24 protein-coding genes are annotated in these 21,704 nt (G+C 58.8%); 16 read left to right on the top strand and 8 right to left on the bottom strand.

Going from position 1 to position 21,704, the window contains the following annotated elements; all coding sequences use genetic code 11:
- Window positions 1–85: 85 nt before the first annotated feature.
- From ACR0B5_RS12600 to ACR0B5_RS12585, 4 genes are all read right to left on the bottom strand, one after another.
- Window positions 86–652 carry a sarcosine oxidase subunit gamma family protein gene (locus ACR0B5_RS12600; RefSeq protein ID WP_170707949.1) on the bottom strand — a complete coding sequence of 189 codons (567 nt, stop codon included), beginning with the start codon at window positions 650–652 and terminating at the stop codon, window positions 86–88.
- Entirely contained in the window at window positions 645–3,674 is a 3,030-nt protein-coding gene (locus ACR0B5_RS12595) for a sarcosine oxidase subunit alpha family protein (protein WP_480540835.1), read from the bottom strand. The genes ACR0B5_RS12600 and ACR0B5_RS12595 overlap by 8 nt, the downstream gene beginning before the upstream one ends.
- A 43-nt stretch (window positions 3,675–3,717) precedes the next feature.
- On the bottom strand, window positions 3,718–4,047 hold the full coding sequence (locus ACR0B5_RS12590) for a sarcosine oxidase subunit delta (RefSeq protein WP_419739951.1): 330 nt from the start codon (window positions 4,045–4,047) through the stop codon (window positions 3,718–3,720).
- A 76-nt stretch (window positions 4,048–4,123) separates the two neighbouring features.
- Window positions 4,124–5,368, bottom strand: a complete 1,245-nt coding sequence (locus ACR0B5_RS12585) for a sarcosine oxidase subunit beta family protein (protein WP_170666423.1) — start codon at window positions 5,366–5,368, stop codon at window positions 4,124–4,126.
- 175 nt (window positions 5,369–5,543) lie between these two features.
- Here ACR0B5_RS12585 and ccmI point away from each other — a divergent pair, with 175 nt between their 5' ends.
- Genes ccmI through ACR0B5_RS12570 form a run of 3 tightly spaced genes read left to right on the top strand, consistent with a single transcriptional unit; the run spans window position 5,544 to window position 7,479 of the window.
- Window positions 5,544–6,770, top strand: a complete 1,227-nt coding sequence (gene ccmI, locus ACR0B5_RS12580) for a c-type cytochrome biogenesis protein CcmI (protein WP_480540833.1) — start codon at window positions 5,544–5,546, stop codon at window positions 6,768–6,770.
- Window positions 6,767–7,231, top strand: a complete 465-nt coding sequence (ruvX, locus tag ACR0B5_RS12575) for a Holliday junction resolvase RuvX (protein ID WP_480540831.1) — start codon at window positions 6,767–6,769, stop codon at window positions 7,229–7,231. Before ccmI ends, ruvX begins: the two co-directional genes overlap by 4 nt.
- Before the next feature lie 17 nt (window positions 7,232–7,248).
- Window positions 7,249–7,479: a DUF1289 domain-containing protein gene (locus ACR0B5_RS12570; RefSeq protein WP_170374099.1), complete on the top strand. Its 231-nt coding sequence runs from the start codon at window positions 7,249–7,251 to the stop codon at window positions 7,477–7,479.
- 522 nt (window positions 7,480–8,001) lie between these two features.
- Here the strand turns inward: ACR0B5_RS12570 and ACR0B5_RS12565 are convergent.
- Genes ACR0B5_RS12565 through dusA form a run of 3 tightly spaced genes read right to left on the bottom strand, consistent with a single transcriptional unit; the run spans window position 8,002 to window position 10,651 of the window.
- Window positions 8,002–8,787 (bottom strand): hypothetical protein, encoded by a 786-nt coding sequence (locus ACR0B5_RS12565; RefSeq protein WP_480540829.1) that lies wholly within the window; start codon window positions 8,785–8,787, stop codon window positions 8,002–8,004.
- Window positions 8,781–9,605, bottom strand: a complete 825-nt coding sequence (locus ACR0B5_RS12560) for a sulfite exporter TauE/SafE family protein (protein WP_480540827.1) — start codon at window positions 9,603–9,605, stop codon at window positions 8,781–8,783. The genes ACR0B5_RS12565 and ACR0B5_RS12560 overlap by 7 nt, the downstream gene beginning before the upstream one ends.
- Before the next feature lie 38 nt (window positions 9,606–9,643).
- The gene (gene dusA / locus ACR0B5_RS12555; protein ID WP_480540825.1) at window positions 9,644–10,651 is read right to left on the bottom strand and encodes a tRNA dihydrouridine(20/20a) synthase DusA; all 1,008 of its coding nucleotides are present in this window, start codon (window positions 10,649–10,651) and stop codon (window positions 9,644–9,646) included.
- Between the two features lie 174 nt (window positions 10,652–10,825).
- Here dusA and ACR0B5_RS12550 point away from each other — a divergent pair, with 174 nt between their 5' ends.
- From ACR0B5_RS12550 to ACR0B5_RS12490, 13 genes are all read left to right on the top strand, one after another.
- Complete coding sequence (locus ACR0B5_RS12550) at window positions 10,826–11,872, top strand: tyrosine-type recombinase/integrase (RefSeq protein WP_480540824.1); 1,047 nt, start codon at window positions 10,826–10,828, stop codon at window positions 11,870–11,872.
- Window positions 11,862–12,218 carry a hypothetical protein gene (locus ACR0B5_RS12545; RefSeq protein ID WP_480540822.1) on the top strand — a complete coding sequence of 119 codons (357 nt, stop codon included), beginning with the start codon at window positions 11,862–11,864 and terminating at the stop codon, window positions 12,216–12,218. The genes ACR0B5_RS12550 and ACR0B5_RS12545 overlap by 11 nt, the downstream gene beginning before the upstream one ends.
- Before the next feature lie 81 nt (window positions 12,219–12,299).
- Window positions 12,300–12,692, top strand: coding sequence for a hypothetical protein (locus ACR0B5_RS12540; RefSeq protein WP_480540820.1), 393 nt, complete (start codon window positions 12,300–12,302; stop codon window positions 12,690–12,692).
- Window positions 12,689–14,029 (top strand): bifunctional DNA primase/polymerase, encoded by a 1,341-nt coding sequence (locus ACR0B5_RS12535; RefSeq protein ID WP_480540818.1) that lies wholly within the window; start codon window positions 12,689–12,691, stop codon window positions 14,027–14,029. The genes ACR0B5_RS12540 and ACR0B5_RS12535 overlap by 4 nt, the downstream gene beginning before the upstream one ends.
- A complete protein-coding gene (locus tag ACR0B5_RS12530) occupies window positions 14,026–15,903 on the top strand; it encodes a hypothetical protein (RefSeq protein WP_480540816.1) in 1,878 nt (625 codons plus the stop codon). The genes ACR0B5_RS12535 and ACR0B5_RS12530 overlap by 4 nt, the downstream gene beginning before the upstream one ends.
- A gap of 202 nt (window positions 15,904–16,105) precedes the next feature.
- Window positions 16,106–16,615, top strand: a complete 510-nt coding sequence (locus ACR0B5_RS12525) for a hypothetical protein (protein ID WP_480540814.1) — start codon at window positions 16,106–16,108, stop codon at window positions 16,613–16,615.
- A 126-nt stretch (window positions 16,616–16,741) separates the two neighbouring features.
- Window positions 16,742–17,416, top strand: a complete 675-nt coding sequence (locus tag ACR0B5_RS12520) for a hypothetical protein (RefSeq protein WP_480540812.1) — start codon at window positions 16,742–16,744, stop codon at window positions 17,414–17,416.
- 124 nt (window positions 17,417–17,540) lie between these two features.
- Window positions 17,541–17,960, top strand: coding sequence for a ribbon-helix-helix domain-containing protein (locus ACR0B5_RS12515; protein WP_480540810.1), 420 nt, complete (start codon window positions 17,541–17,543; stop codon window positions 17,958–17,960).
- Window positions 17,947–18,246, top strand: a complete 300-nt coding sequence (locus ACR0B5_RS12510; protein ID WP_480540808.1) for a hypothetical protein — start codon at window positions 17,947–17,949, stop codon at window positions 18,244–18,246. Before ACR0B5_RS12515 ends, ACR0B5_RS12510 begins: the two co-directional genes overlap by 14 nt.
- Complete coding sequence (locus ACR0B5_RS12505) at window positions 18,213–18,515, top strand: hypothetical protein (RefSeq protein WP_480540806.1); 303 nt, start codon at window positions 18,213–18,215, stop codon at window positions 18,513–18,515. Before ACR0B5_RS12510 ends, ACR0B5_RS12505 begins: the two co-directional genes overlap by 34 nt.
- Complete coding sequence (locus ACR0B5_RS12500) at window positions 18,515–19,333, top strand: hypothetical protein (protein ID WP_480540804.1); 819 nt, start codon at window positions 18,515–18,517, stop codon at window positions 19,331–19,333. The genes ACR0B5_RS12505 and ACR0B5_RS12500 overlap by 1 nt, the downstream gene beginning before the upstream one ends.
- On the top strand, window positions 19,320–19,820 hold the full coding sequence (locus tag ACR0B5_RS12495) for a hypothetical protein (RefSeq protein ID WP_480540802.1): 501 nt from the start codon (window positions 19,320–19,322) through the stop codon (window positions 19,818–19,820). Before ACR0B5_RS12500 ends, ACR0B5_RS12495 begins: the two co-directional genes overlap by 14 nt.
- A 107-nt stretch (window positions 19,821–19,927) precedes the next feature.
- The gene (locus tag ACR0B5_RS12490; protein ID WP_480540800.1) at window positions 19,928–20,287 is read left to right on the top strand and encodes a hypothetical protein; all 360 of its coding nucleotides are present in this window, start codon (window positions 19,928–19,930) and stop codon (window positions 20,285–20,287) included.
- Between the two features lie 89 nt (window positions 20,288–20,376).
- On the opposite strand, the gene ACR0B5_RS12485 is transcribed toward ACR0B5_RS12490, so the two are convergent.
- Window positions 20,377–21,486, bottom strand: coding sequence for a hypothetical protein (locus ACR0B5_RS12485; RefSeq protein WP_480540798.1), 1,110 nt, complete (start codon window positions 21,484–21,486; stop codon window positions 20,377–20,379).
- Window positions 21,487–21,704: the final 218 nt, after the last annotated feature.

The raw sequence follows: 21,704 nt of genomic DNA, 5'->3' as shown, positions 1-21,704 counted from the left end.
CACTCTTAGCTGGTAATTGCAAAGTCAGAACGCAAAAGGCTCCGGCCAAAAACCGGAGCCTTTTTTGACATCAGTCGTCGGGTCTTTAGTAAACCCCGACCTCACTGCCCGGCTGCGCCGCAACCTTGAGCAGTTTGAACACATAGTCAGCTGCCGAACGGAAGCAGACAATGCGCAGGGTCTCGGCGTCGTCCATCCAGAAGGCACCAGCCACCTGAGCCAGACGTGACCGGCGGATTTGACCGGGCTGGAAAGCAGCAGGCGACAGATCGACCGGAGCAACCTTGCCCAGAACTTCACGCGCGTTGCTGCCCGAGACTGTGAACACCGCACGGGCGTCCGAGACGTTGACGGCCAACGCATGCGTTCCGCCAAGCGCGTTGGTCATCGCGGCCAGTTTGGCCTCGACCTCGGCATAGGGCACAAGCACCAGCAGCTCATCGGTGGACATCCAGCATACGCCGGTATCGCCATCGACCAGAGCCTCACGCTGACCGGGCATTTTCTGCCCGGTTGCATCCTTGACCGCCTTGGCAAGCACCTTATCGGACAGATCACCGCGCAGGGTGATCATGCCCTGCAGGCCGACCTCGGCCACTTTGGCGATGCCGTCATAGCTGGCGTGGTTCAGTGCGCTGATGGGTTCAGACATTCTGCTTCTCCCCGTCCTTGTCGTAGAAGATCGGCTCGACGATCTTGGCTTTGTAGGTTTTGCCATCGGTTCCCGGGAACTCGACAATCTCGCCCATGCGGTCAGGACCGTGCTTGATCAGACCCATGGCGATGCCTTTGTCCAGATTGGCCGAGTAATAGGTCGAGGTGACACGCCCGATCATGTTGCGCTGACCGTTGGCATTGACGCCCTCGCCCACTGCATAGGCACCGTCTGGCAAAACCGATCCATCCACAGTCTCCAGACCGACCAGTTTCCAACGCTCCGGGTCTGCCATATGGGTCCGCGAATGGGCGCGTTTCCCGAGGTAGTCCTCTTTCTTCTTGGACAGCGCCCAGTGCAGCCCCAGATCCTGCGGGATCACGGTGCCGTCGGTCTCGTCGCCGATCATGATAAAGCCCTTCTCGGCCCGCAGGATGTGCAGACATTCGGTGCCGTAAGGCATCACGCCGAACTCTTTGCCCGCGTCGAACAGAGCATCCCAGAACGCCTGGCCCTGGCTTGCAGGGACCGCGATCTCATAGGACAGCTCACCCGAGAACGAGATGCGGTAGGCCCGCGCGTCGAACGCGCCGATCTTGCCGTCACGCCATTCCATGAAGGGCAGCGCCTCTTTCGAGACATCCATGCCGCCGCCGGCTTGCGCGTTCAGCTTCTCCAGCACCTTGCGGGCGTTGGGGCCAACTACGGCGACCTGAGCGTACTGCTCGGTTACGTTGGCGACGTAGACTTTCCAGTCCCACCATTCGGTCTGCAACCATTCTTCCATGTGACCATGGATACGCTCGGCACCGCCGGTGGTGGTGTGGCACAGCCATGTGTCCTCGTCGATGCGGGCAACAACACCGTCGTCGATCAGGAATCCGTTCTCGGAACACATCAGGCCATAGCGACATTTGCCGACCTTCAGCGTGGACATCATGTTGGTGTACAGCATGTCCAGGAACTTGCCCGCATCGGGGCCCTTGACGATCAGCTTACCCAGCGTCGAGGCGTCCAGCAGGCCGAGGTTTTCGCGGGTGTTCTTCACCTCGCGATTGACCGCGTCATGCACGGATTCACCGGGACGGACATAGGCATAGGTCCGGCGCCAATGGCCGACCGGCTCCCAGTCTGCACCGTTCTGGTCGTGCCAGTTGTGCATCGGGGTCTGACGGATCGGCTGGAATACCTCACCACGGGCTTCACCGCCGATCGACGCCAGAGAGATCGGCGTGTAGGGCGGACGGAACGTCGTGGTGCCGACCTTCGGAATCTCGGAATCCAGCGCATCAGCAAGGATCGCCAAGCCGTTGATGTTGCTCAACTTACCCTGATCGGTCGCCATACCCAGCGTGGTGTAACGCTTGGTGTGTTCGACGCTTTCATAACCTTCGAGTGCAGCCAGCTGAACGTCCGAGACCTTCACGTCGTTCTGGAAGTCCAACCACGATTTCATGCGCAGCTGGATGTCCGCATTCGCAGGCATCAGCCAAACAGCCGCCATCGGAGCCTCGGTCGTCGTTTCGCCCGTAGGAGCCTTCGTGCGTTTTGCTTTGTAACCGGCCGCCTTCGCCGCTGCTTTACCTGCGGCATCCGCGTCGGTCAGAACGTCGCCGAGAGCCAACGGACCATTGGACGAACCCGCGGCGATCACGAAGCCTTCACCGTCTGCACCCAGCGGAGGACGTTCAGGGTCAGGACGGAAGTGGGCGTTTGCTTCATCCCAGATTAGCTTGCCGCCGCAATGCGACCACATGTGAACAACCGGAGACCAGCCGCCCGACATGGCGACTGCATCGCATTCGACCTCTTCCCGCGCACCACCGATGCCTTCCTGGTTGCACAGCGCAACTTTCTTGACGCGCTTGCCACCTTTGACCTTGGCGATGGCCTTGCCGGGATCGACACGGATGCCCAGTTGGCGTGCCTCTTCCGCCAGAGGTCCGGCGCTTGCGCGGGTATCGACCACGCGTAGAACATCCACACCAGCTTTCTTGAGGGCAATTGCAGTGCGATAGGCGTCGTCATTGTTGGTCGCAACGATCACGCGGTCGCCGGGGGTCACGCCCCAGTTCACCACATAATCCCGCATAGCCGAGGCCAGCATGACACCCGGAACATCGTTGCCCGCGAAAGACAGCGGACGCTCAATCGCGCCGGTTGCTGTGACAACCTGTTTGGCACGGATGCGCCACAGGCGGTGACGGGGCCCTTGCACGCCCGGAGTGTGGTCCGTGAGGCGCTCGTAACCCAGTACGTAACCGTGGTCATAGACCCCTGCCCCCATGCAGCGATTGCGCAGGACGACGTTGTCCATTGTTTCGAGTTCAGAAACTAATTGTTCCACGAACTTATCCACAGGCTCACCGTCAATCGTGCCGCCATCAACCGGAGCACGACCGCCCCAATGCGCGGTCTGCTCGATCAGCATGACCTTGGCACCGGATTGAGCTGCCGTTTTGGCCGCCTGCAGACCGGCAACACCGCCACCGATCACCAGTACATCGGTGAAGTGGTAGAAATGCTCATAGGTGTCTGCGTCACGGTTGTCCTTGTCGGGTGCTTTTCCCAAACCGGCGGACTGACGGATGAACGGCTCGTAGACGTGTTTCCAGAATGGCTTCGGATGGATGAACATCTTGTAGTAGAAGCCCGCCGGCAGGAAGCGCGACAGATGGGTGTTGATCGACCCGATGTCGAACTCTAGGTTCGGCCAGTGGTTCTGCGACACGGATGTCAGACCGTTGAACAGCTCGGTTGTGGTGGCGCGCTGGTTCGGTTCGAACCGGTTGCCTTCGCCCAGACCGACAAGAGCGTTCGGCTCTTCTGCGCCACTGGCGACGACGCCGCGTGGACGGTGGTATTTGAACGACCGGCCCATCATCATCTGGTCATTGGCCAGTAGGGCAGAGGCAAGAGTATCGCCTTCATAGCCCTGCATCGAGGTGCCATTGAAGGTAAAGGTAACCTGTTTCGACCGGTCAATCAGCCGGCCTTGATTTGCGAGACGGGTGCTCATGTTGCGGACCTTTCGCAGGCGGAATTACGGATGGCTGGGCGGATCATTTAAACTCTCTCCACGTCCAGCCGGGACGCTTGGCGGTGATGGCGTCCTTGATTTCTTGCGGTGGCTCGGTGGTCTGGGCCGGATATGTGCCGAACACCTCAAGCGTGTTGGTGCAGCGCGCCGCGTGGAACCACTTGCCACAGCCATTTGCGTGGCGCCAACGTTCGAAATGAACGCCTTTTGGGTTCTCACGCATAAACAGGTAGTCGTGGAATTCATCATCCGACGAGCCGGGGCCATAGCGCTTCAGATGCGCTTCGCCGCCAGCGGCCAATTCAGTTTCTTCGGCATCAACGCCGCAATAGGGGCAATTCAGGATCAGCATATGGTCATCCTTTTCTCGGTTGGTCGGCACACGGGCCGACCAGAATTCTGTGTTGTGGCCACTTCGGGCAGCGCCCTTAGTGAGCCACCCCGGCGGCGACGCTTTCGTCGATGAAGCGGCCCTCTTTGAAGCGGTCCATCGAGAAGGCCTCGGTCAGTGGTGAATGACCTGTCGCCATAAGCTGTGCCATACCCCAGCCCGAGCCCGGAATGGCCTTGAAGCCACCGGTTCCCCAACCTGCATTGATGAAACAGCCCTGAAGCGGTGTCTTCGACAGGATCGGAGACCGGTCGCCGGTCATATCCACAATCCCGCCCCACTGGCGCAGCATTTTCAGGCGCGAGATCATCGGGAAGGTCTCGACCAATGCGCGGACGGTTTCCTCGATGTGATGGAAGCTGCCGCGCTGGGTGAAGTTGTTGAACCCGTCGGTACCGCCGCCGATCACCATCTCGCCCTTGTCGGACTGCGACATGTAGCCGTGAACAGTGTTGGCCATCACGACCACGTCCATGCAGGGCTTGATCGGCTCGGACACCAGGGCCTGCAGAGCAACGGCTTCCAGTGGCAAGCGGAAGCCCGCCATTTCGGCCAACTGACCGGAATGGCCCGCAACAACGATCCCCAGCTTGTCGCAGTCGATCGCGCCCTTGGTTGTATCAACGCCAACAACGCGGCCATTGTCCGAGCGTACGCCGGTGACTTCGCATTTCTGAATGATGTCCATACCCATGGCTGAACAGGCGCGCGCGTAGCCCCACGCCACCGCATCGTGACGGGCAGTGCCGCCGCGTTCCTGCCAGAGACCACCCAGAACAGGATAGCGCGGACCATCCAGATTGATGATCGGCACCAGCTCTTTCACGCGTTCGGGCCCGATCCACTCGGTCTGAACACCCTGCAGCGCGTTGGCATGCGCGGTGCGCTGATAGCCGCGAATTTCGTGCTGGGTCTGCGCCAGCATGATCACGCCGCGCGGGCTGAACATGATGTTATAGTTCAGGTCCTGACTCAGGTCTTCATAGAGGCCCCGCGCCTTTTCATAGAGCGCCGCCGAAGGATCCTGCAGGTAGTTCGACCGGATGATGGTCGTGTTCCGGCCCGTGTTCCCGCCGCCCAGCCATCCTTTTTCGATGATGGCGACATTCTGGATGCCGTAGTTCTTACCAAGGTAGTAGGCGGTCGCCAGACCATGCCCCCCGGCACCGACGATGATGACGTCGTATTTTTTCTTCGGCTCAGGCGAGCGCCATGCGCGCTCCCATCCGGTGTGATAGCGCAACGCTTCGCGCGCGACAGCAAAGGCTGAATAGTGTTTCATAAGCGAATCCATCCGGTTCGGTGATTGGCGCAGGTATGCCGCGTCGACCGGGTATATCCACGCCGGTCAACGCCGCAATATAGCACTATTGCGACATGTGGCACATTCGCGGCCATTTGTCCCTTTTTTTAGGCGGCCCGCAGGTCTAAGTCAGGGCAGAATTTCAGGAGAGAGCATGACGTTCTGGGTCATTTCATGTCTGATCGCGCTGCTGGTCGCAGGGTTCCTCGGCTACACGCTTTTGCGCGGCCGCCGCGCGGACGAACCAACCGCAGCCTACGATCTGCGCGTCTACCGCGAACAACTGGCCGGTGTTGACCGTGATCTGGCCCGTGGTGTCATTGGCGAAGCCGATGCCGAAAGGGTCCGCACCGAGATCTCACGCCGCATTCTGGCAGCGGACGCCCAGATGCAGGGCGACCGGGTGGCCTCGGGCCCATCGCGCGGGGTTTCCGTTGTCAGCATCGCAATCGTAATGCTGATCGTGATCGGCGGCGCGCTGGCGATGTATAGTCGAACCGGTGCCGTCGGCCTGCCCGACCAACCTCTGACCGCACGGCTGGCACTGGCCGAGGAGGTCCGGTCGAACCGCCCGGCGCAGGAAGCAGCCGAAGCCCTCGCCACCCCGCCGCAACCGCGACAACTCGAAGAAAGCTATGCAACGCTACTCCAGCAATTGCGCGACACAGTGGCGGCCCGGCCGAATGACCTGCAAGGGCATATCCTGCTGACACAGCACGAAGCCAATGCGGGCAACTTCAAGGCCGCTTATGCCGCGCAGCAACGCGTTATTGAGCTTTCGGGTCAGGCTGCAACAGCCGATGATTACTCGGATCTGGCCGAAAAGATGATCCTTTCGGCAGGCGGTTATGTCTCGCCCGAAGCCGAGCAAGTTCTGGCCGCCGCGCTTGAGCGTGATCCCCGACACGGCCCGACGCGGTATTACTGGGGGCAGATGCTGGCCCAGACCGGACGTCCCGACCTCGCCTATCGTGTCTGGGTCGACACCGCGCAGGATGCGCCGGCAGACGCACCCTGGGGTGATGCCATTCGCGCGCAGTTGGATGAACTTGCCTTCCGCGCAGGGGTTTTCAACGGCCCCGACCCCAGCTCATTGGGCCAGCCCGGCCCAAGTCAGGACGATATCGCCGCAGCAGCCGAGATGACCCCGGAAGAACGGCAAGAGATGATCCAAGGCATGGTTGACCGTCTGTCTGATCGTCTGGCGACTGAAGGCGGTCCTCCTCAGGACTGGGCGCGCCTGATCGCGGCGCTTGGCGTTTTGGGTCAGGCCCAGCGTGCAATAGATATCCGCGACGAAGCCGAGATCCTCTTTGCCGACAACCCCGAGGCGCTTGAGATGATCGATGCAGCCGCCCTGCAAGCCGGAATCGCCCAATGATCCATGATGAGTTTGAGGGTTTCGCCGCTTCCCTATCGCCGATGACGGCGCTTATGGGGCTGGATCTGGGTGAAAAGACCATCGGCGTGGCGGTCTCGGACCGGATGCGCGGGGTGGCCAGCCCTCTGGAGACCGTGCGCCGCAAGAAATTCACCCTCGATTCCGCACGCCTGCTTGAGCTGATTAAGGATCGTGAGATCGGCGGCGTCATCCTCGGGCTGCCGAAAAACATGGACGGTACCGAAGGCCCCCGTTGCCAATCCACTCGCGCTTTTGCCCGGAACTTGACCCGCCTGACCGACTGCCCCATCGGCTTCTGGGACGAGCGTCTGAGCACAGTTGCGGCAGAAAAGGCACTTTTAGAGGCGGATACGACACGAAAACGTCGCGGACAGGTTATTGATCACGTTGCAGCAGGGTATATCTTGCAGGGAGCGCTGGACAGGCTGCGCTTTTTGTAATGGGTCGGAGACCACGAATGACGAACATGGTTTGGCAGCGCGATGAGGTCGAAAGCCCCTGTGTACGAATCTGTGTTGTCCACCCGACAGAGCAGATTTGCACCGGCTGTTACCGCACCCTTGATGAGATCGCGCGCTGGTCACGTATGGACAGCAGCGAACGCGCCGAAATCATGGAGGCTCTGCCCGCCCGCAAGCCACGCCTTGCCAAACGGCGCGGCGGTCGTTCGGCCCGCCTGAAAAGCTAACCGCTCAGTCCACCGGGCTTGTTTCTTCCTTTGATTTGCCACACCTGCCCTCTTGTCGGGTCGCGAGTTCATCCTTGAACAGGTCTGAGTATTCGGACCGGCTGGTTCTTGGATGTTTTGCAGGCCGTTCCATCGTGGTGTCGACAGTCACGGGTTGCGCGTGATCTCGCAGCTTGGAAAAGCGTCGTAGAAAGCTTTTGAAAGACATTAAGAACCAATCAATTAAGTGTGCCTGCTGCGGGCCGGACGCACGCCTCGAAAAATAGCGAGGCGAAAGCCGGTTCCGTGAGTGAGTGGCGACCCGCAGCGGCACGGTCTGGCTAAAGAGTTTTCAGCCGGAACGACGAAGAAAACGCCTTCCGTTGTATATTCATTGACTCAGCAATCAATAAACTTATCGCAAAGTGACCCTACGTCATTTTTCGTGACAGGTCGGGTTTTGAAGCCTACAAGTTGCGAAACGGGCAGATGTGGGCGTGGTCTGCTGGGGTAATTCGAGGGAACCGTTTCCCTCACGAGACATCAGCGTGTTTCAATCCATTCCGCGACGCCGTTGGCGCATTCGGGGCGGAAATAGGCAATCATCCGTCCATCCGGCCCGGCGGTCGCCCCATCTGGCCATGGCGCGACTCCGTGAAGGCAATGGCGGTGCAGCAGATAGGCCTCGCCTGGTTTGGCAGGCAATTCGATCCTTGGGCAGGTCTCGAACACCTCACGACGGGTCGTCTGATAAATGTCTGTAATGTCGACCTGGCTCAGATCGGTCTGGGACTGATCCGCAAAAGCGGCCTTGAAGGCTTTGCCCATGGGGATATGGCTGCCATCCCACAACACCATGGGCGAGGCATCGGGGCTGGCATCCGACAGGGGAATGCCCAAAATCCAAGCGTGCGGTTCATCCACACGGCGGCGACGGTCGGGACCCATTGGTCGCAACCCATCCACATGCGCCGCGTCACGGTTGCGCCTGTAGCGCCCGGCGGCCTCGCTCTCGCCCTTCCGAGGGCGGGGATACCCCGGATAGATGATCGACACTTGCCCCGGATGCAGCGGCAAGCTGCCCAGATGCGAAGCGATGAAATCCATAGCCATCCCGGAAAGCGGTATTGACGACCCAACCTGCCCCAATTCATCATTGGGCAAGGCGTCGACGCCAATGAACCACGTGCCTTCACAATCCAGCCATTCGGCATGTTCAGGGGCGGTGACCGACTGCCGAGCGGCGGGCAAAACCTGCCCAACCCATTCCGCGAGAGCCGGATCAAACGGGAATTTGACCCAGCCCTTTTCCCAGAAATCCTCTACCATCCCAAAGCCTTCCGCAGCATGTTCAAAGCGACCAGTGTCAGGAACAGTGCAAAGACCCTCTTGAGCGGCTTCGGGTCCATCGCATGAGCGAGTTTAACGCCCCACGGGGCGGTGATCATCGTCATCGCGACTACTATCCCGAAGGCCACCAGATTCACGGCCCCGATCGTCAGCGGAGGCCTGTGTTCAGGGGCGATCTCCAGAAACAGAAAGCCCAGCACCGACGGCACGGCGATGATCACTCCGAACCCTGCGGCCGTTGCCACGGCGCGGTGGATGGGCGTGTTGTATAGGCTCATGAGAGGGACGCCGAAACTGCCACCACCGATTCCCATAAGTACCGACAGGAAGCCTACGGATGGGGACAAAACCGCACGTTTGATTCCCGTGGGCATCACATCCCCCAAGCGCCATTCCGAACGGCCAAAACCCAGATACGCACCAATCACCATGCCCAAAACGCCGAACAGGGCCTGCAGGGCCTCTGTCCGCAGGGCCGAGGCGACCAGCACGCCAATAATCGCCCCCACGACAATACCCGGCCCCCATCCACGCAGGATCTGCCAATCCACGGCGCCCTTCTTGTTGTGGGCCAGCACCGACCGGATCGAAGTTACGATGATCGTCGCCAGCGAGGTCGCCAGACACAGCTGCATCAACTGCGGCCCACCATATCCAAGCGTTTGGAACGCATAGAAAAACGCGGGCACAAGCACGATGCCTCCGCCAACGCCAAGCAGCCCCGCCAGAACGCCCGCAAGTGCGCCAATTACAAGCAAAAGGCCCAGCATCTGGGCCAGCAACATCGTCTCGGGCATCTTCCCCCCAAACCGGTCAGAGACCGGGCTTCATTCGTTCAAACCTCGGCCAGAGGCGCCACGTGATCGAGCGCCTTCAGCATCACTTCGGGCCCTGCCGCATCCCGCACCGCCCCTTCCGACAGCGCGCGCCGCCAGGCCCGTGCGCCGGGGCGACCGGCAAAGAGGCCGAGCATATGCCGCGTGATCTGGTGCAAACGCCCTCCGTTGACAAGGTGCTGCTCGATATAGGGCACCATTTGCCGGGCCACCTCGATCGGGTCCCGAGCGTTGCCGCTCTGGTAAATTCGCATATCCGCTTCAGAGAGGATGTCAGAAGGCTGATGATAGGCCGCCCGTCCAATCATCACCCCGTCCAGCCCGGCCTCTAGATGCGTCTGCGCCTCGTCCAACGAGGTGATGCCGCCATTGATCGAGATGTGGAGATCCGCGAAATCGGCCTTCATCTGATGAACGAGGTCATAGTCCAGTGGAGGGATATCGCGGTTCTCTTTCGGGCTGAGGCCCTGCAGCCACGCCTTGCGCGCGTGGATCGTCACCCGTCGGCACCCAGCCTGCTGTATCTTGTCCAGAAAGTCCGGCAGCACGTCGCGCGGTTCCTGATCGTCCACGCCAATTCGGCATTTGACGGTCACATCGACCGAAACAGCCTCCCCCATGGCGGCAACGCAGTCGGCGATCCGCGCAGGGTCTTTCATCAATACAGCCCCAAACGTGCCCGATTGCACCCGGTCCGAGGGGCAGCCGCAATTCAGGTTGATCTCATCATACCCGGCCTCAGCTCCAAGCCGCGCGGCCTGCGCCAGCTCTTCTGGATCCGAGCCACCTAACTGCAGAGCAACAGGATGTTCCTGCGGGCTATAATCCAACAGATGCAACGCTCCACCACGCACCAGCGCGGGCGCGGTTACCATCTCGGTGTAAAGCAGCGTCTGCTCACTCAGCAGCCGATGCAAAAACCGGCAATGGCGGTCGGTCCAATCCATCATAGGTGCAACCGATAAACGTGCCGCCTTGATAACCTTATATTTTTTGTTATCTGCCATACAGTTAACCCAAGTTCATACGCGTCTCGTTTGCGCTCAATGTAGTATCGATTGCACTGACTTGCGTTGTATTTGCAAACACTGTGCAAACTTGATACCAGATTGCAAACGCGCCGGGCTTCCGTTTGCACACATCTGCCCGACGCACATCCCGATTAAAGGACGGACAGAGACATGGCATCAATATACCAAAGTCGCAAGGGCGGCGGCTGGACTGCTCAGGTCAATATCGGCGGCAATCGTCGATCTAAGACCTTCCCGAAGAAAACCGATGCAACACGCTGGGCGCGGCAGCAAGAGGCGCAGATCGACAAGCGTGGCAGCGCTCAGGTCAACACCACTGACGGGTCAATCTTCAATGACGTGATCTCTGCCTACATGGACGAATTCGGCGAACAATCCAGCCGCTCCAAACTGGGTGCGATCAGCCACATATCCGAACTGCTGGGCCGCGTTCCGATCTCAGGCATGACCGTTGCGCGCTTCCGCGAATTCGCCCGTCAGCGCGCCGCTGAAGGTGCAGGACCAGCCACCATCGGCCAAGACCTGTCCTATATCCACACCCTGCTCAGCACAGGCGGTCCCTTGGCCGAGATACCGGTCGAAGGGGCTCTGGCGACGTACAGCAGCGCCCGCAAGATACTGGGTGCTTCTGGGCGCGTCGGACGGCCCAAGGAACGCGACAGGCGGCCCACAGACGCCGAACTCATCGCGCTGCGGGATTTCTGGGCGAGACGACGCCGTGGCATTCCGATGTGGAAGATCGTTCAGTTCGCTGCCGCCACCGCGATGCGGATGAGCGAGATCACCCGATTGCGTTGGGATGACCTTGATGTCGAGGCCAAGGTCATCACAATCCGTGACCGAAAACACCCGCGTGCCAAGATCGGCAATGACCAGACCGTGCCGCTCTTGACTGGCCCCTGCCGTATCGACGGCGAGACCATAGACCCCTTGGCGTTGATCCAGAGCATGCCGCGCGAGGAACCCCGGATATTTCCATTCGATCCGGCAACGATTAGCACGTCTTTCACCCGCGCCGTTGCCTCTTGCGAGATCGAAGACCTGAGATTTCATGACCTGCGGCATCACGGAGTTTCATGCTTGTTCGAAGCGGGCTTCGCCATTGAACAGGTCAGCCTAGTGTCCGGCCACCGCGACTGGAACATGCTGCGCCGCTACACCCAGCTGAAGCCGGAAAGCCTGCACGATGCCACCTAAGTCCGTAGACAGCGCAGATTGGCTGGCCATCAAAGTAGGCAGCTTTGCGCCACACGAACGCGACAGCGCTGAATTCAAGCTCTATGAGATGGCGCTGAAAGCGGCCTTGGCCCAGAAGAACGACGAAGCGGAAGCCGTCAGCAAGCGCAACGCCAAGGCGGCACAGAAATCCCGTCGATCCACATATAGCGACACCGACCGCGAAACGATCTTGACGTTGGTCGAAGGGGTGCGCCGCCGACGGCCCAACCTGTCGGTTGCGAATCTGATCTCCTTGGCGCTCGACGAATACGATGGTCCGGCTCCCGACCAGAGAACAATTCGGCGCTGGATGCAGAAAGTTTGACATCTACATTGTTAGCGTCACGACACGCGGAAAAATGTGTGAATATTGGGAGGCCTGACTGAAACAAGTGAGGCTACCTGAATGGCGCGACCAAACCGCAATCCACAACCCGAAAACCGCGACCTGATCGAGTCGCTGCCGGACCCCGATGCAGCAACCGAAGCAGCGTATAACACCCTGCCCCCCGACGTCCGCGCTGCACTCGTCAAAGCCGGTGTCGAGTTTCCAAGCGAAACCCCGGCAGAGCGACGCTGCCGCCTGAAACGCGACCTTGATCTGCTCGACGACGACGACCTGACGGCTTTGCTCGACAAATCCTATGACACCATGGCCCGCGCCCGTGTCCAAGGCACCGGCCCTGTCCCGATCCGCGTAATGCGGCAGGTATTCTACCGCAAGGCTGATGTGTTGGCGTGGCTGGAACAGGGGCGCGACGTCGTTGCCGCTGACGGCAATAGGGGCAAGGCGGCGTGAAACAGCGCCCACTCATGGGCGGCGCAACGCCGCGCCTTGTCCTCCGTTCACAAACTGAACGCGCAGCGGAAAGCGCCGTGCGCGATCCGGCACCGGAAGCCCGACTGACAATTTACACGATCAAACGGCCAAGGCACATCGGTAAGATCGTGCAGGACTTCGGCGAAGATAAACCCGACGAAGAGTTCACTATGACGTGGGGCACTGTCGGCACAAAAACCGAGATGCGCTACCGGACCGGCACCTATGAAGTGGTCACCGTAGACGATCTCGAAGGCCTCGCCGATCTGCTCGAAGGGCTGGAGCCGGGGCGCGAGTTCTTCACCGCAGGTGTTCCAGACACCGTGGCGGGTAAGTTCGTCGCCACCAAGAAAGAGACCAAGCACCTCAAAAAGACCGCCAAGTCAGTGCCCTTCGCTGAGGGTGGCGGTGTCTTCGTCGTCGATTGCGACGACAAACTGGACCCGCACGTCGTACTCGAAATGTTGCGCAACGCCGGAATCAAAGAGGTGGGGTGTGTCTGGCGGCCGAGTTCATCTTCATGGCTCTACAACCAGCACGGGACAGAGTTGACCGGTCGGCGGGGCTCACACTTCTATTTCTTAGTGAAGGACGCCCGCGATATCCCTCGCGCCGGTGAAGTGCTGTTCAAGCGCCTCTGGCTCGCCGGGCACGGCCATATCCTCGTCTCGAAAGCCGGGGCTGCGTTGGAGCGTACCATCTACGACCGCGCCATGGTGACCTCTTGTCAGCCCTGTTTCGCTGCCGGGGCACTGTGCCTCGGCGGTGTCGAACAACGCAACCGCGAAGCCGTGATCTTCGAAGGCGCTGAGGTAATGGACACCAAGGCTATGTTGTCGGACCTCTCACAGGACGAGCAACACCGATACGAGACGCTGGTGGCCGAAGCCAAGGCAAAAGTAAAACCCGCGTGTGACACCGCCAGGCATGAACATGCAACCGAACTGATAACACGGCGGCTGGGGAGGACACCCACAGGGGGCGAGGTCGAAGCGGCTGTCGCGACGCTGAGCGGTATGACTGAAAGGCAAAAGCTCGACCTAGACTTCCACCTGCTTTTTCGGGACGGCACCGTGCGGACCGTGCGCGAAGTGCTGCAGGGTGGAATGGAATACCACAAGGCTGTCGTCGCCGATCCGCTAGAACCGGAATACCGGGGCGCAGGCACTTTGTTCATGAACAACGTCCCGATCCTGAACAGCCACGCAAACATGAAACTGAAATACGAACTGGGGTCCGCCAACGAACGGATCGCCCTGTTAGCAGGTGCCGGGATGGACCTGATGAAACAGCTAATGGGAGGTGACGAACAATGAAACGCAAAGAGATAATGGCTGCCGTGGATGCCCTCGCCGCCCTGATGATCAAAGACCCGGAGAACGGTGATAGGCTTTTCGACGAACTGATCGTGCACGCCGAGAAAGCAAAGTGCGTCGGCGACTTCAGGAAGAGAGTCAAAAAGTGCGTCGGAAACCTAAAGGCACAGCAGTTCCGCGAGAAGGGCGAAGCAAGCGGACGTGAAACCGTCATTCTGGGCGGCATCAACGATGTGAACGAAGACGTGCGCTATGTCGGCACTGTCGTTGCCCAAAAGCAGCTGGGGTTCACGTTCGGTGGGATGCCGGTGATGATGCTCGACCACCAAAGCGCCATCGGGCGCATCTATGTCCGCAACGAAAACGGCGAGAAGGTGCTCGACGCAGAGGGCGAGCCAGAAACCGAACCTGCGGTCGTTACACGGGCGACTAAGATGAGCGGCACAGAAGCCCGGATCGTGTCTCTGGACGCCTGCACGTTCTTCACCATGGGCGACAGCAAGCTGACCCCTGCCGCACCACCCATGCCCGGCCTGATGCCTGCATTGTGGGCACCGCTGTTGCCGCCCCTCGCCGGGATCGCGAAATACCCGGTGATGTGGAAAGGTGAGTTTCTGACCGGCAGCGGCTACCACGTCAGCAGCGGTCTGTACCTGCAATCGGCGGGGGTCGACGTGACTTGGGAACCAACAGTTGAAGAGGCGGTGGCGTTCCTGCGGGACGACTGGCTGGGCGATTTCCCATTCGAAGACGACCACAGCTTCGCGAACGCGCTGTTCGTCTGCGCCAACATGGTACACGCACGCACGACGCTAAGGGATGCAATGGGGCCGCCGGGCATCGATATCGGCGCGCCAAGTGCCGGTGTCGGTAAGAGCCTGTTGACCACGGCGCTTGCGATGGCGGTCACGGGAATGCCGCCGCCTGTGGTGCCCTACGCCGAAGACGAAACCGAACGAAAAAAAGCAATCTCCACCGCCGTGCGCGAAGGGTGGCCGTTGCTGAACTTCGACAACATCAAGTCGGGGTCGGACATCGACAACCGACACCGCGCGCTGACACAGTTAATCACGGCGATCATCTGGTCTGATCGGGCGTTGGGAGCGATGGAAGGGTTCGAAGGCCCTGCCGGTCTGACCGTGGTTGTGAACGGCTCGAACCTGAACATCGCCGAAGACATGGCGCGGCGCTTCTTGCGGTGTCGGTTGGTGCCGAGGGGCGACCAAAACCTCGCGACGCGCGATTTTCGCCACAAGAACCTGCTGAGGTGGACGGTCGAGAACCGGGGCAAGATACTCGCCGCGCTGAAGGTCATCATGGCTGTGGAATGCAGCGCTAAGCCCATCGGCGGTTTTCCCGAGTGGAGTCGCGTAGTCGCCCACCCGATCCTGACCGCATTGGGCATACCGGTGAAGCGTCACTTTGCGCCGTGGATCGAAGCGGCAGAGCAGGACGCGCAGGGGATAAAATACAAAGGTATGTACGACCTGCTGCGGGCCATCTCGGCCATTCGAACCAAGGACAAAGTGCAGTCAATAGATGGAGAGTGGTTCACGACGACCGAGCTAGTAGCGCGGTTGAAGGCGGATGCATTGCAGGTGCTGATGAACGCCAACTATGACGAAATACCAGACGCGCGCGGCCTCGGAGCCTTGTTGAACAAGGTCGTCGACAATCCGCAGCGCGGCGATGACGGGGTGTTCACAATTCGGAAAGGACGGGTGAATCTGGGGAAACGAACGAACGGGGAAGAACGGGTCGCTTTTCGAGTTCGACGCAACGTCGAAGCCAAACTGCCCGAAGTCGATGACGACGGGCGGCAAAAAGCGCCGTTGGAGAGTGCACTGGCGAAATTCCCGACGGGCGGGGATTAGGTGGGTTGAGGGTGTTTTTGCACCTCTGCAACTCGATTTTACCCTGAAAACCCTAAAAACCCTGAGCCTACATCGCCGGCGGGTTCGAAAAATGAAGGGTCTTGTTTCATTTTGGGAGTGTCTAAGCTCTAAACCCTCAGGGTTTTTAGGGTTTTCAGGGTGACCTTTGACCCTACCGGCTGGGTTTGCGAGAATTCGGACCATGGGAAACCGATGTGGAATATGCACCCAAGGCGATGATGCCCGCCGCCTTGCAGACCAAGGTCTGCAGGATGGCTTGCCATTACGCACCATAGCGCACCAACTTGGTGTATCTCACACGTCGGTGATGAACCATCGGGATAATTGCGACAAGCTGGTGAACTTCGGCGCAGAGGTCGCAAAGGCCAATGTTGAAGCGGCACAGGACGCTGCCGCGTCGATTGATGTGGGCAAGTATATAAGGGGTATGGACGAAGCATTCGACGGCGCGCTGGCCTTAGCACAAGACAAGGAAGTGAGCGCAGCGGTAAGGGTTGCCGCCTATCGCGTTGTCACACAAACCGGCGTGCAGATCGTCGAGGCTATCGCCGACGAGCGTCACCGTCAGGAAATCCGCGAACGGATAGAACGGCTCAGCGAGATCGCTGAGAACCCGCAACTCCTGACGCAACAGCGCAGCGAACCACCACCCGAACCAACAGCGGACTGGACACCGGAGAGCGGCCTATGACCGTAGCTCCGACACATGATTGGACCGACCAGCACGATAACCTCCATTTCTTTCAATGGGTTGCATGTATATACACCATACCCGCTTGCACTGAAATTTGCACTAAGCCGTTGAAAGGAATGGAGAATGCCTAAGACAGCGCGCGATGACGCCGAGATATTGGAACGGCTAGAGCGGTTAGAGGCGCAGGTTCTCACCCAGCATCAGGAGCAACAAGATGCCGAGGCGTTGGCCGTGGTTTGTGACGTGGTCAACGATCTGACCAATAGCCTTGTGCCGACCGGAACGGCAGAAGTAGTGCGACGCCGAACCGCTGCCGCTGATCTGCTCAAGGGGTTCGACCTATCCAAACTTTTGGGCGTGCACAAGAACTGGAATGGTGAAGACGGCGCAATCAACGCGTTCACGCATTTCGAACGGCTGGACCGACTGATCACCGCGATCCTCAACAAGCCGAAGCTAAGGTGGCGTTACCTGCTCAAACTACGCCGCGAGAATCCCGATTACTTCCGCACCCACGCACCGGCCTTCATGCGCGCCATCAACCCTCAGACCTTGAACCTGCTGGCACCGCCACAGCCAGCCGGTGAAGCCCCAAGGCCTGATCCAGCGCCTGAGTACCCACAACAGGACGTGATCCCACCTGAACAGCCGTCTACTGCCGCCGAGAAAGCCGCGCCGGTCATGACGCGGGAAGAGTATTTGCAAGCACTCACCGCAGCCACCAATCGTGGCGCAACGACCAAGGCCAAACGTGACATGCTCAACCTGATCCGGCAGGAGCGCAGCACCCGGTTTTGACCCTGAAATCTGACAATACCAGATATGGTATCTTACAGCTTCCTGTATCACAGATAGATACAATATATTGACGAATCACTCTATCCGGTCAACCGTTGTTAAGGTTTAACAACGCGGGTTCGACATGCCACTGAAACCCACATCGCTAGGATTTGGCGCTGATGATCTTGCCAAGCTGGATCGTTTGCGAGGTGGTGCAAGCCGGTCTGAATATGTCCGCGACCTCATAGCGAAGGAAGACAGAACAATGACCAAGAGGGTGCAAATGATAGCCAAGGCTGATGAAATCGGGCTGGGTTTGATCGCGAAGTGTTTAGACCTGCCGGACGGCGACTATCAGCGTGCGCGGCACATGGCGAATGACGCCATTTCAGCCCGTGCTGAATTCATGGCGGGATTGCACAAGACCGACAAAGGCAAGGCCATGACGGACAGCAGCGACGGCGTGATGAAAGCATTGGGGCAACTGGCTCAAAGCACGAGCGAGGCCAAGTTTCGGGCGTTCAAGATGTACGCCGAGGCGGTTGCCAATGCCCAAGGATAAGGCCGACCGCAGCAAGGCGGAGCGCGTTGACGACGCGATAGCGGCACTGGCCGAGGCCGTGGCCGACTATAACGCAGACAGGCAGCCGCCATTGCAAGGTGACGCGCTTAAAACGCGCATATCGCTGGCATTGCGGGCGCATGAGGTTGTGCCGATGCGCGAGGCGTTCGGCATGGCTGACGCGGCATTTACCAGCGTGTCTATCACTGACGACCGCATGACCTTTGCGGGATCTGAGGGCATGGCAGAGCCGTGGCGCACCAAGAGCCAACCGGCGGCGGTCTGATGGGTGTTTTGCGGCTGGATATATCGACGGGCACGGTTGCCGCACTGGGCTGGCCCGAGGTGAGCGCCTACTGGGCGTTTCTGGCCGCGCAGAGCGACCTATACGCGCCCGGTGATCTGGCCGAGGCCATGGGCGCGGATACTCTGGCGGCGTTTCGTGCGGTGCCCGAGGCCAAAGAAATACCGGGCGCAAATCCGGTCTACATGCACAACTGGCTGCGCGAGTTTGACCCCTGTATGAGCAGCCACTTTCCGGCGGGGCGGTGTTGATGGGTTTCACGTTCGATAAAACGCAACTGAGCCGCGGCGAGGAACGGCAGATTGTGGAGTTGTTCGACGCGCCAAAAGCGCCGACGCGAAAGGCCGCGGCCCTGCCGTATGAGAGTCAAGCGCACGCTATCGGCGAGGGCCTGGCCCGAGGATTGGAACGAGCGCTGGCCAAGATTGATCCGGTCGGCGACGAGGGCCGCGAACAGATCGCGGATTTTGCCGCCGAGATCGACAAGGCCAACCGTGATCTGAACTGGGAAATGCGGAAGTTTAACACCCGTATGCGGGTCAGGTCAGAGCGCGCCGCCAAGAGCCACGCGCGGCACATGGCCAAGATTGACAAGCAATGGGACGACCTGCTGACCAAGCTTCGCGGCAACACGGCCCGCGCAAAGTCTGACGCGGCGCTGGCGGGCATGAGCCGGATACTCAACGACCCAGACCGGCAAGCGGTGTTGCACGAGGAAAGCCAAGCCAAGCGCGCGGCCTATCTGGCTGAATGTGATCGCCGCTGGGCCGAGGATGCGGCCAAACGGGCGGAAATCGAAAAAGAGGCCCAGCACCGCAAGGCCGTAGACGTCGTTCTGGACCGTGTGCTGGCGCAGCAGGCCCATCTAGCGGCGCGAATGACCGCCAGCACTTCGGACACCGCTAAACGCGCTGAAAGCGCGGATTTAGGGCTTTCCCGCGTTGAGGCCTTACTGGCGAAAGACGGCGGCGCGGCTGCCTGGCAGGCAGACGCGCCCAAGCATGCCGCCGACAGCGGCGCGCGAACGATGGCTGACCTTATCCGAGAGGTGAAACATGCACCCGATTGAACGACTGAAAGCTGAACGCGTTGACCTGATCGAACGGCGGCAGGCGGCAGCCAGAGAGGAAGCCGAACGCAAGGCCGAGCAGGAACGCCAAGAGCGCGAGGCCGCAGAGCGCCGGGCGCGCGAGGAACAGGCCAAGGCCGAGGCGGCAGAGGCCGCACGCCGCGAACGTCTGGCTGAGCGACAGAAGAAATCCGACAGCGCGCAGGCGATGCGTGCCAAGTATTACAGCGAGCAAGAGGCGGCGCAAACGCAGGCCGAAAGCGATTGCGCGGCATGGCTGGCAACGGTCAGCTATGAGGACGCAGAGAAGGCGTTGAACCTTGGCGCGCGTCAGATCACGCACCCTGGTCAGCTTGCGCATATTCGTGGCGTGATCGGCGCGCCGTTCGCCCCGTCCAAGGACTACCGCAAACACGAAATGATCGGGTACGGGCGCGGCTGGATCAACGCGCTATTCGCTGCCGGTCAGGCGCTGCGCAAGGATTAGGAATTTCCGAGGGTTTCCGAAAGCGTTGGGCACCTTGGAAATGCGAAACCCCCAGCTGATGCCGACGGCTGGGGGTGGGTTTTCAGAAACGAAGGAAAAGGCCACCGATGCCAAACTATACACCAGACCCGGCATGGCTCAAAGGCGACCGCAGGTATTTCGCCAAACACCCCAATAGACGCCATCGACTCCGAACATATTGCCGGGGCGAGATGTTGCCAGATGCCGCCAAGATGCACAGCCCGGATGACACCATCGAGGCCTTGGGCGTCTCTGCCGATGCGGCAGCGGTCGAAGCCGATCTGCTGGACTGTCCGCCGGATATGGTTCCGATGACTTTGGTCAGTCGCCTACCGCTGCAAGGTCGTGTCCGCAGTTTCTACCAACTACCGAGGGCGGCGCTGCACAGTCCTACCGATGCCGACCTTGATGTTTTGGCGACACAAGGCTGGTTGCCCTTGGTATAGTGCACCATTAGGTCAAAAGGTTAGCTTTGGACGTCATCCAATCACTAGTAAACTTAAGAAAATTGCCGCCATTTCTTGAAGAATCTCTTTCACTTGGATTTGTTTGCATCCGATGTGCCTTCAGTTTTATCTTCATCGGATGCAGTGAATTTCTGCGTGGCAGACCTCGCTGCGCCTGTTACGCTGCCAAGTAGCGAGTTATCGGAGCTTCTGTCTATCCGGTTTTGATCAAGGCCAATTGTAGTTTCACCCTTTTTAAGTACAAAATTTCTTTCGGTGTTAAGTAGCAATAGAATAGCTTCATTTATTACCGAATTATTCGAGCCAAGCAAGGCAGCTCTAATACCAGCTTGGCGGCTCAACACATTAGTGATCTCATTCTGATAAAATTTGATTTCTTGAAGTCCGTTACGATACAGGTTGAGGAAAAAATATGCGAAAATCTGAATCAAAACAGCCACTGAAAGTCGTGCCACAAGGGCGACAATTAAAAAGGGGAGTTGTTCCTCAGTTACTACCGTATAGTCAATAGAGACAACCATCGCAAACAGCCACCAAGCGCCGATTATGGCAATGACTACTCCTGCTAGTAGGTTCCCAAATGTACGGAAAGTCATTGTTTGCCTACCAGATTCTAGGCGGTCCAGTAGAGACGACATGGTTTCATCAACAGAAGTAAACCTTAGGTCTTCTTGAAACTTGGAGCTATATTGCTTTTTCAAGGCTTCAATTAAAGACTGATCGATCTTTGGAGATAAATCGTCGACAAGTGCTTTTACAGTGTCTTCAGTGCTCGCTCCAGTTGTGAGTTGCGATAATTTGTTCTCAATATTGCGAATTCTTTTGTGATATTCATTTAGCCCAGTAGAACGGCGATCCTCAAAATAGACACCGGACAAGCTCGAAATAATTCTTTTAAGTTTTTTTTCACTTTCTGCGCCATCGAAAAGCGCAGAAAAGGAAGCAACGATGAAACAAAAAGTGATGAATTCCGGGCGAAAAACCATCGCGCGTGTTTTCTCAACCACCGAGAAGTCTTCACTTACAGTGTCCGATGTGTAGTACATGGCAAAGTACACGAATGCCACTCCAACCGCCAAAATCGTAAATGCTACACTGAAAGAAAAAAACAATCTGAACAAGAAATAGCGCGAAAGCTTATTAAATGGGCGTTCGTTGTGGTTGTTTTGATTTCGCATATTCGTCCTAAAGATAAATAGGTTTAATTTTGGCGTTAGCGCTGATTTCAATCATCTGCAGAGTAATTCTACCGCTGAAGTCCGTCCAGCCATGTGATCCTTCAGCGTGGCCATCCGTTGCGGTACAGGTATTGGCGAACTTCCTTGGAGTGAACACCCGTCGCGCTTTATCGGTAGCAAACTGGGCATGACCGATCACAAGGTCGATTGTGAATTGG

Source organism: Ruegeria sp. AG1 (genome assembly GCF_056541705.1).
Note: the sequence above shows the minus strand (reverse complement) of the source record. Positions and strands in the feature narration are given on the sequence as shown.

What these genes read in the sequence shown, in the direction of transcription:
- ACR0B5_RS12560 (WP_480540827.1), bottom strand. Translation starts at nt 9,605, where the DNA reads ATGCCCGAGACGATGTTGCTGGCCCAGATGCTGGGCCTTTTGCTTGTA.
- ACR0B5_RS12515 (WP_480540810.1), top strand. Translation starts at nt 17,541, where the DNA reads ATGCCACTGAAACCCACATCGCTAGGATTTGGCGCTGATGATCTTGCC.
- ACR0B5_RS12510 (WP_480540808.1), top strand. Translation starts at nt 17,947, where the DNA reads ATGCCCAAGGATAAGGCCGACCGCAGCAAGGCGGAGCGCGTTGACGAC.
- ACR0B5_RS12565 (WP_480540829.1), bottom strand. Translation starts at nt 8,787, where the DNA reads ATGGTAGAGGATTTCTGGGAAAAGGGCTGGGTCAAATTCCCGTTTGAT.
- ACR0B5_RS12590 (WP_419739951.1), bottom strand. Translation starts at nt 4,047, where the DNA reads ATGCTGATCCTGAATTGCCCCTATTGCGGCGTTGATGCCGAAGAAACT.
- ACR0B5_RS12595 (WP_480540835.1), bottom strand. Translation starts at nt 3,674, where the DNA reads ATGAGCACCCGTCTCGCAAATCAAGGCCGGCTGATTGACCGGTCGAAA.
- ACR0B5_RS12525 (WP_480540814.1), top strand. Translation starts at nt 16,106, where the DNA reads ATGGGAAACCGATGTGGAATATGCACCCAAGGCGATGATGCCCGCCGC.
- ruvX (WP_480540831.1), top strand. Translation starts at nt 6,767, where the DNA reads ATGATCCATGATGAGTTTGAGGGTTTCGCCGCTTCCCTATCGCCGATG.
- ACR0B5_RS12545 (WP_480540822.1), top strand. Translation starts at nt 11,862, where the DNA reads ATGCCACCTAAGTCCGTAGACAGCGCAGATTGGCTGGCCATCAAAGTA.
- ACR0B5_RS12485 (WP_480540798.1), bottom strand. Translation starts at nt 21,486, where the DNA reads ATGCGAAATCAAAACAACCACAACGAACGCCCATTTAATAAGCTTTCG.
- ccmI (WP_480540833.1), top strand. Translation starts at nt 5,544, where the DNA reads ATGACGTTCTGGGTCATTTCATGTCTGATCGCGCTGCTGGTCGCAGGG.
- ACR0B5_RS12500 (WP_480540804.1), top strand. Translation starts at nt 18,515, where the DNA reads ATGGGTTTCACGTTCGATAAAACGCAACTGAGCCGCGGCGAGGAACGG.
- ACR0B5_RS12520 (WP_480540812.1), top strand. Translation starts at nt 16,742, where the DNA reads ATGCCTAAGACAGCGCGCGATGACGCCGAGATATTGGAACGGCTAGAG.
- ACR0B5_RS12495 (WP_480540802.1), top strand. Translation starts at nt 19,320, where the DNA reads ATGCACCCGATTGAACGACTGAAAGCTGAACGCGTTGACCTGATCGAA.
- ACR0B5_RS12570 (WP_170374099.1), top strand. Translation starts at nt 7,249, where the DNA reads ATGACGAACATGGTTTGGCAGCGCGATGAGGTCGAAAGCCCCTGTGTA.
- ACR0B5_RS12490 (WP_480540800.1), top strand. Translation starts at nt 19,928, where the DNA reads ATGCCAAACTATACACCAGACCCGGCATGGCTCAAAGGCGACCGCAGG.
- ACR0B5_RS12585 (WP_170666423.1), bottom strand. Translation starts at nt 5,368, where the DNA reads ATGAAACACTATTCAGCCTTTGCTGTCGCGCGCGAAGCGTTGCGCTAT.
- ACR0B5_RS12550 (WP_480540824.1), top strand. Translation starts at nt 10,826, where the DNA reads ATGGCATCAATATACCAAAGTCGCAAGGGCGGCGGCTGGACTGCTCAG.
- ACR0B5_RS12600 (WP_170707949.1), bottom strand. Translation starts at nt 652, where the DNA reads ATGTCTGAACCCATCAGCGCACTGAACCACGCCAGCTATGACGGCATC.
- ACR0B5_RS12530 (WP_480540816.1), top strand. Translation starts at nt 14,026, where the DNA reads ATGAAACGCAAAGAGATAATGGCTGCCGTGGATGCCCTCGCCGCCCTG.
- dusA (WP_480540825.1), bottom strand. Translation starts at nt 10,651, where the DNA reads ATGGCAGATAACAAAAAATATAAGGTTATCAAGGCGGCACGTTTATCG.
- ACR0B5_RS12540 (WP_480540820.1), top strand. Translation starts at nt 12,300, where the DNA reads ATGGCGCGACCAAACCGCAATCCACAACCCGAAAACCGCGACCTGATC.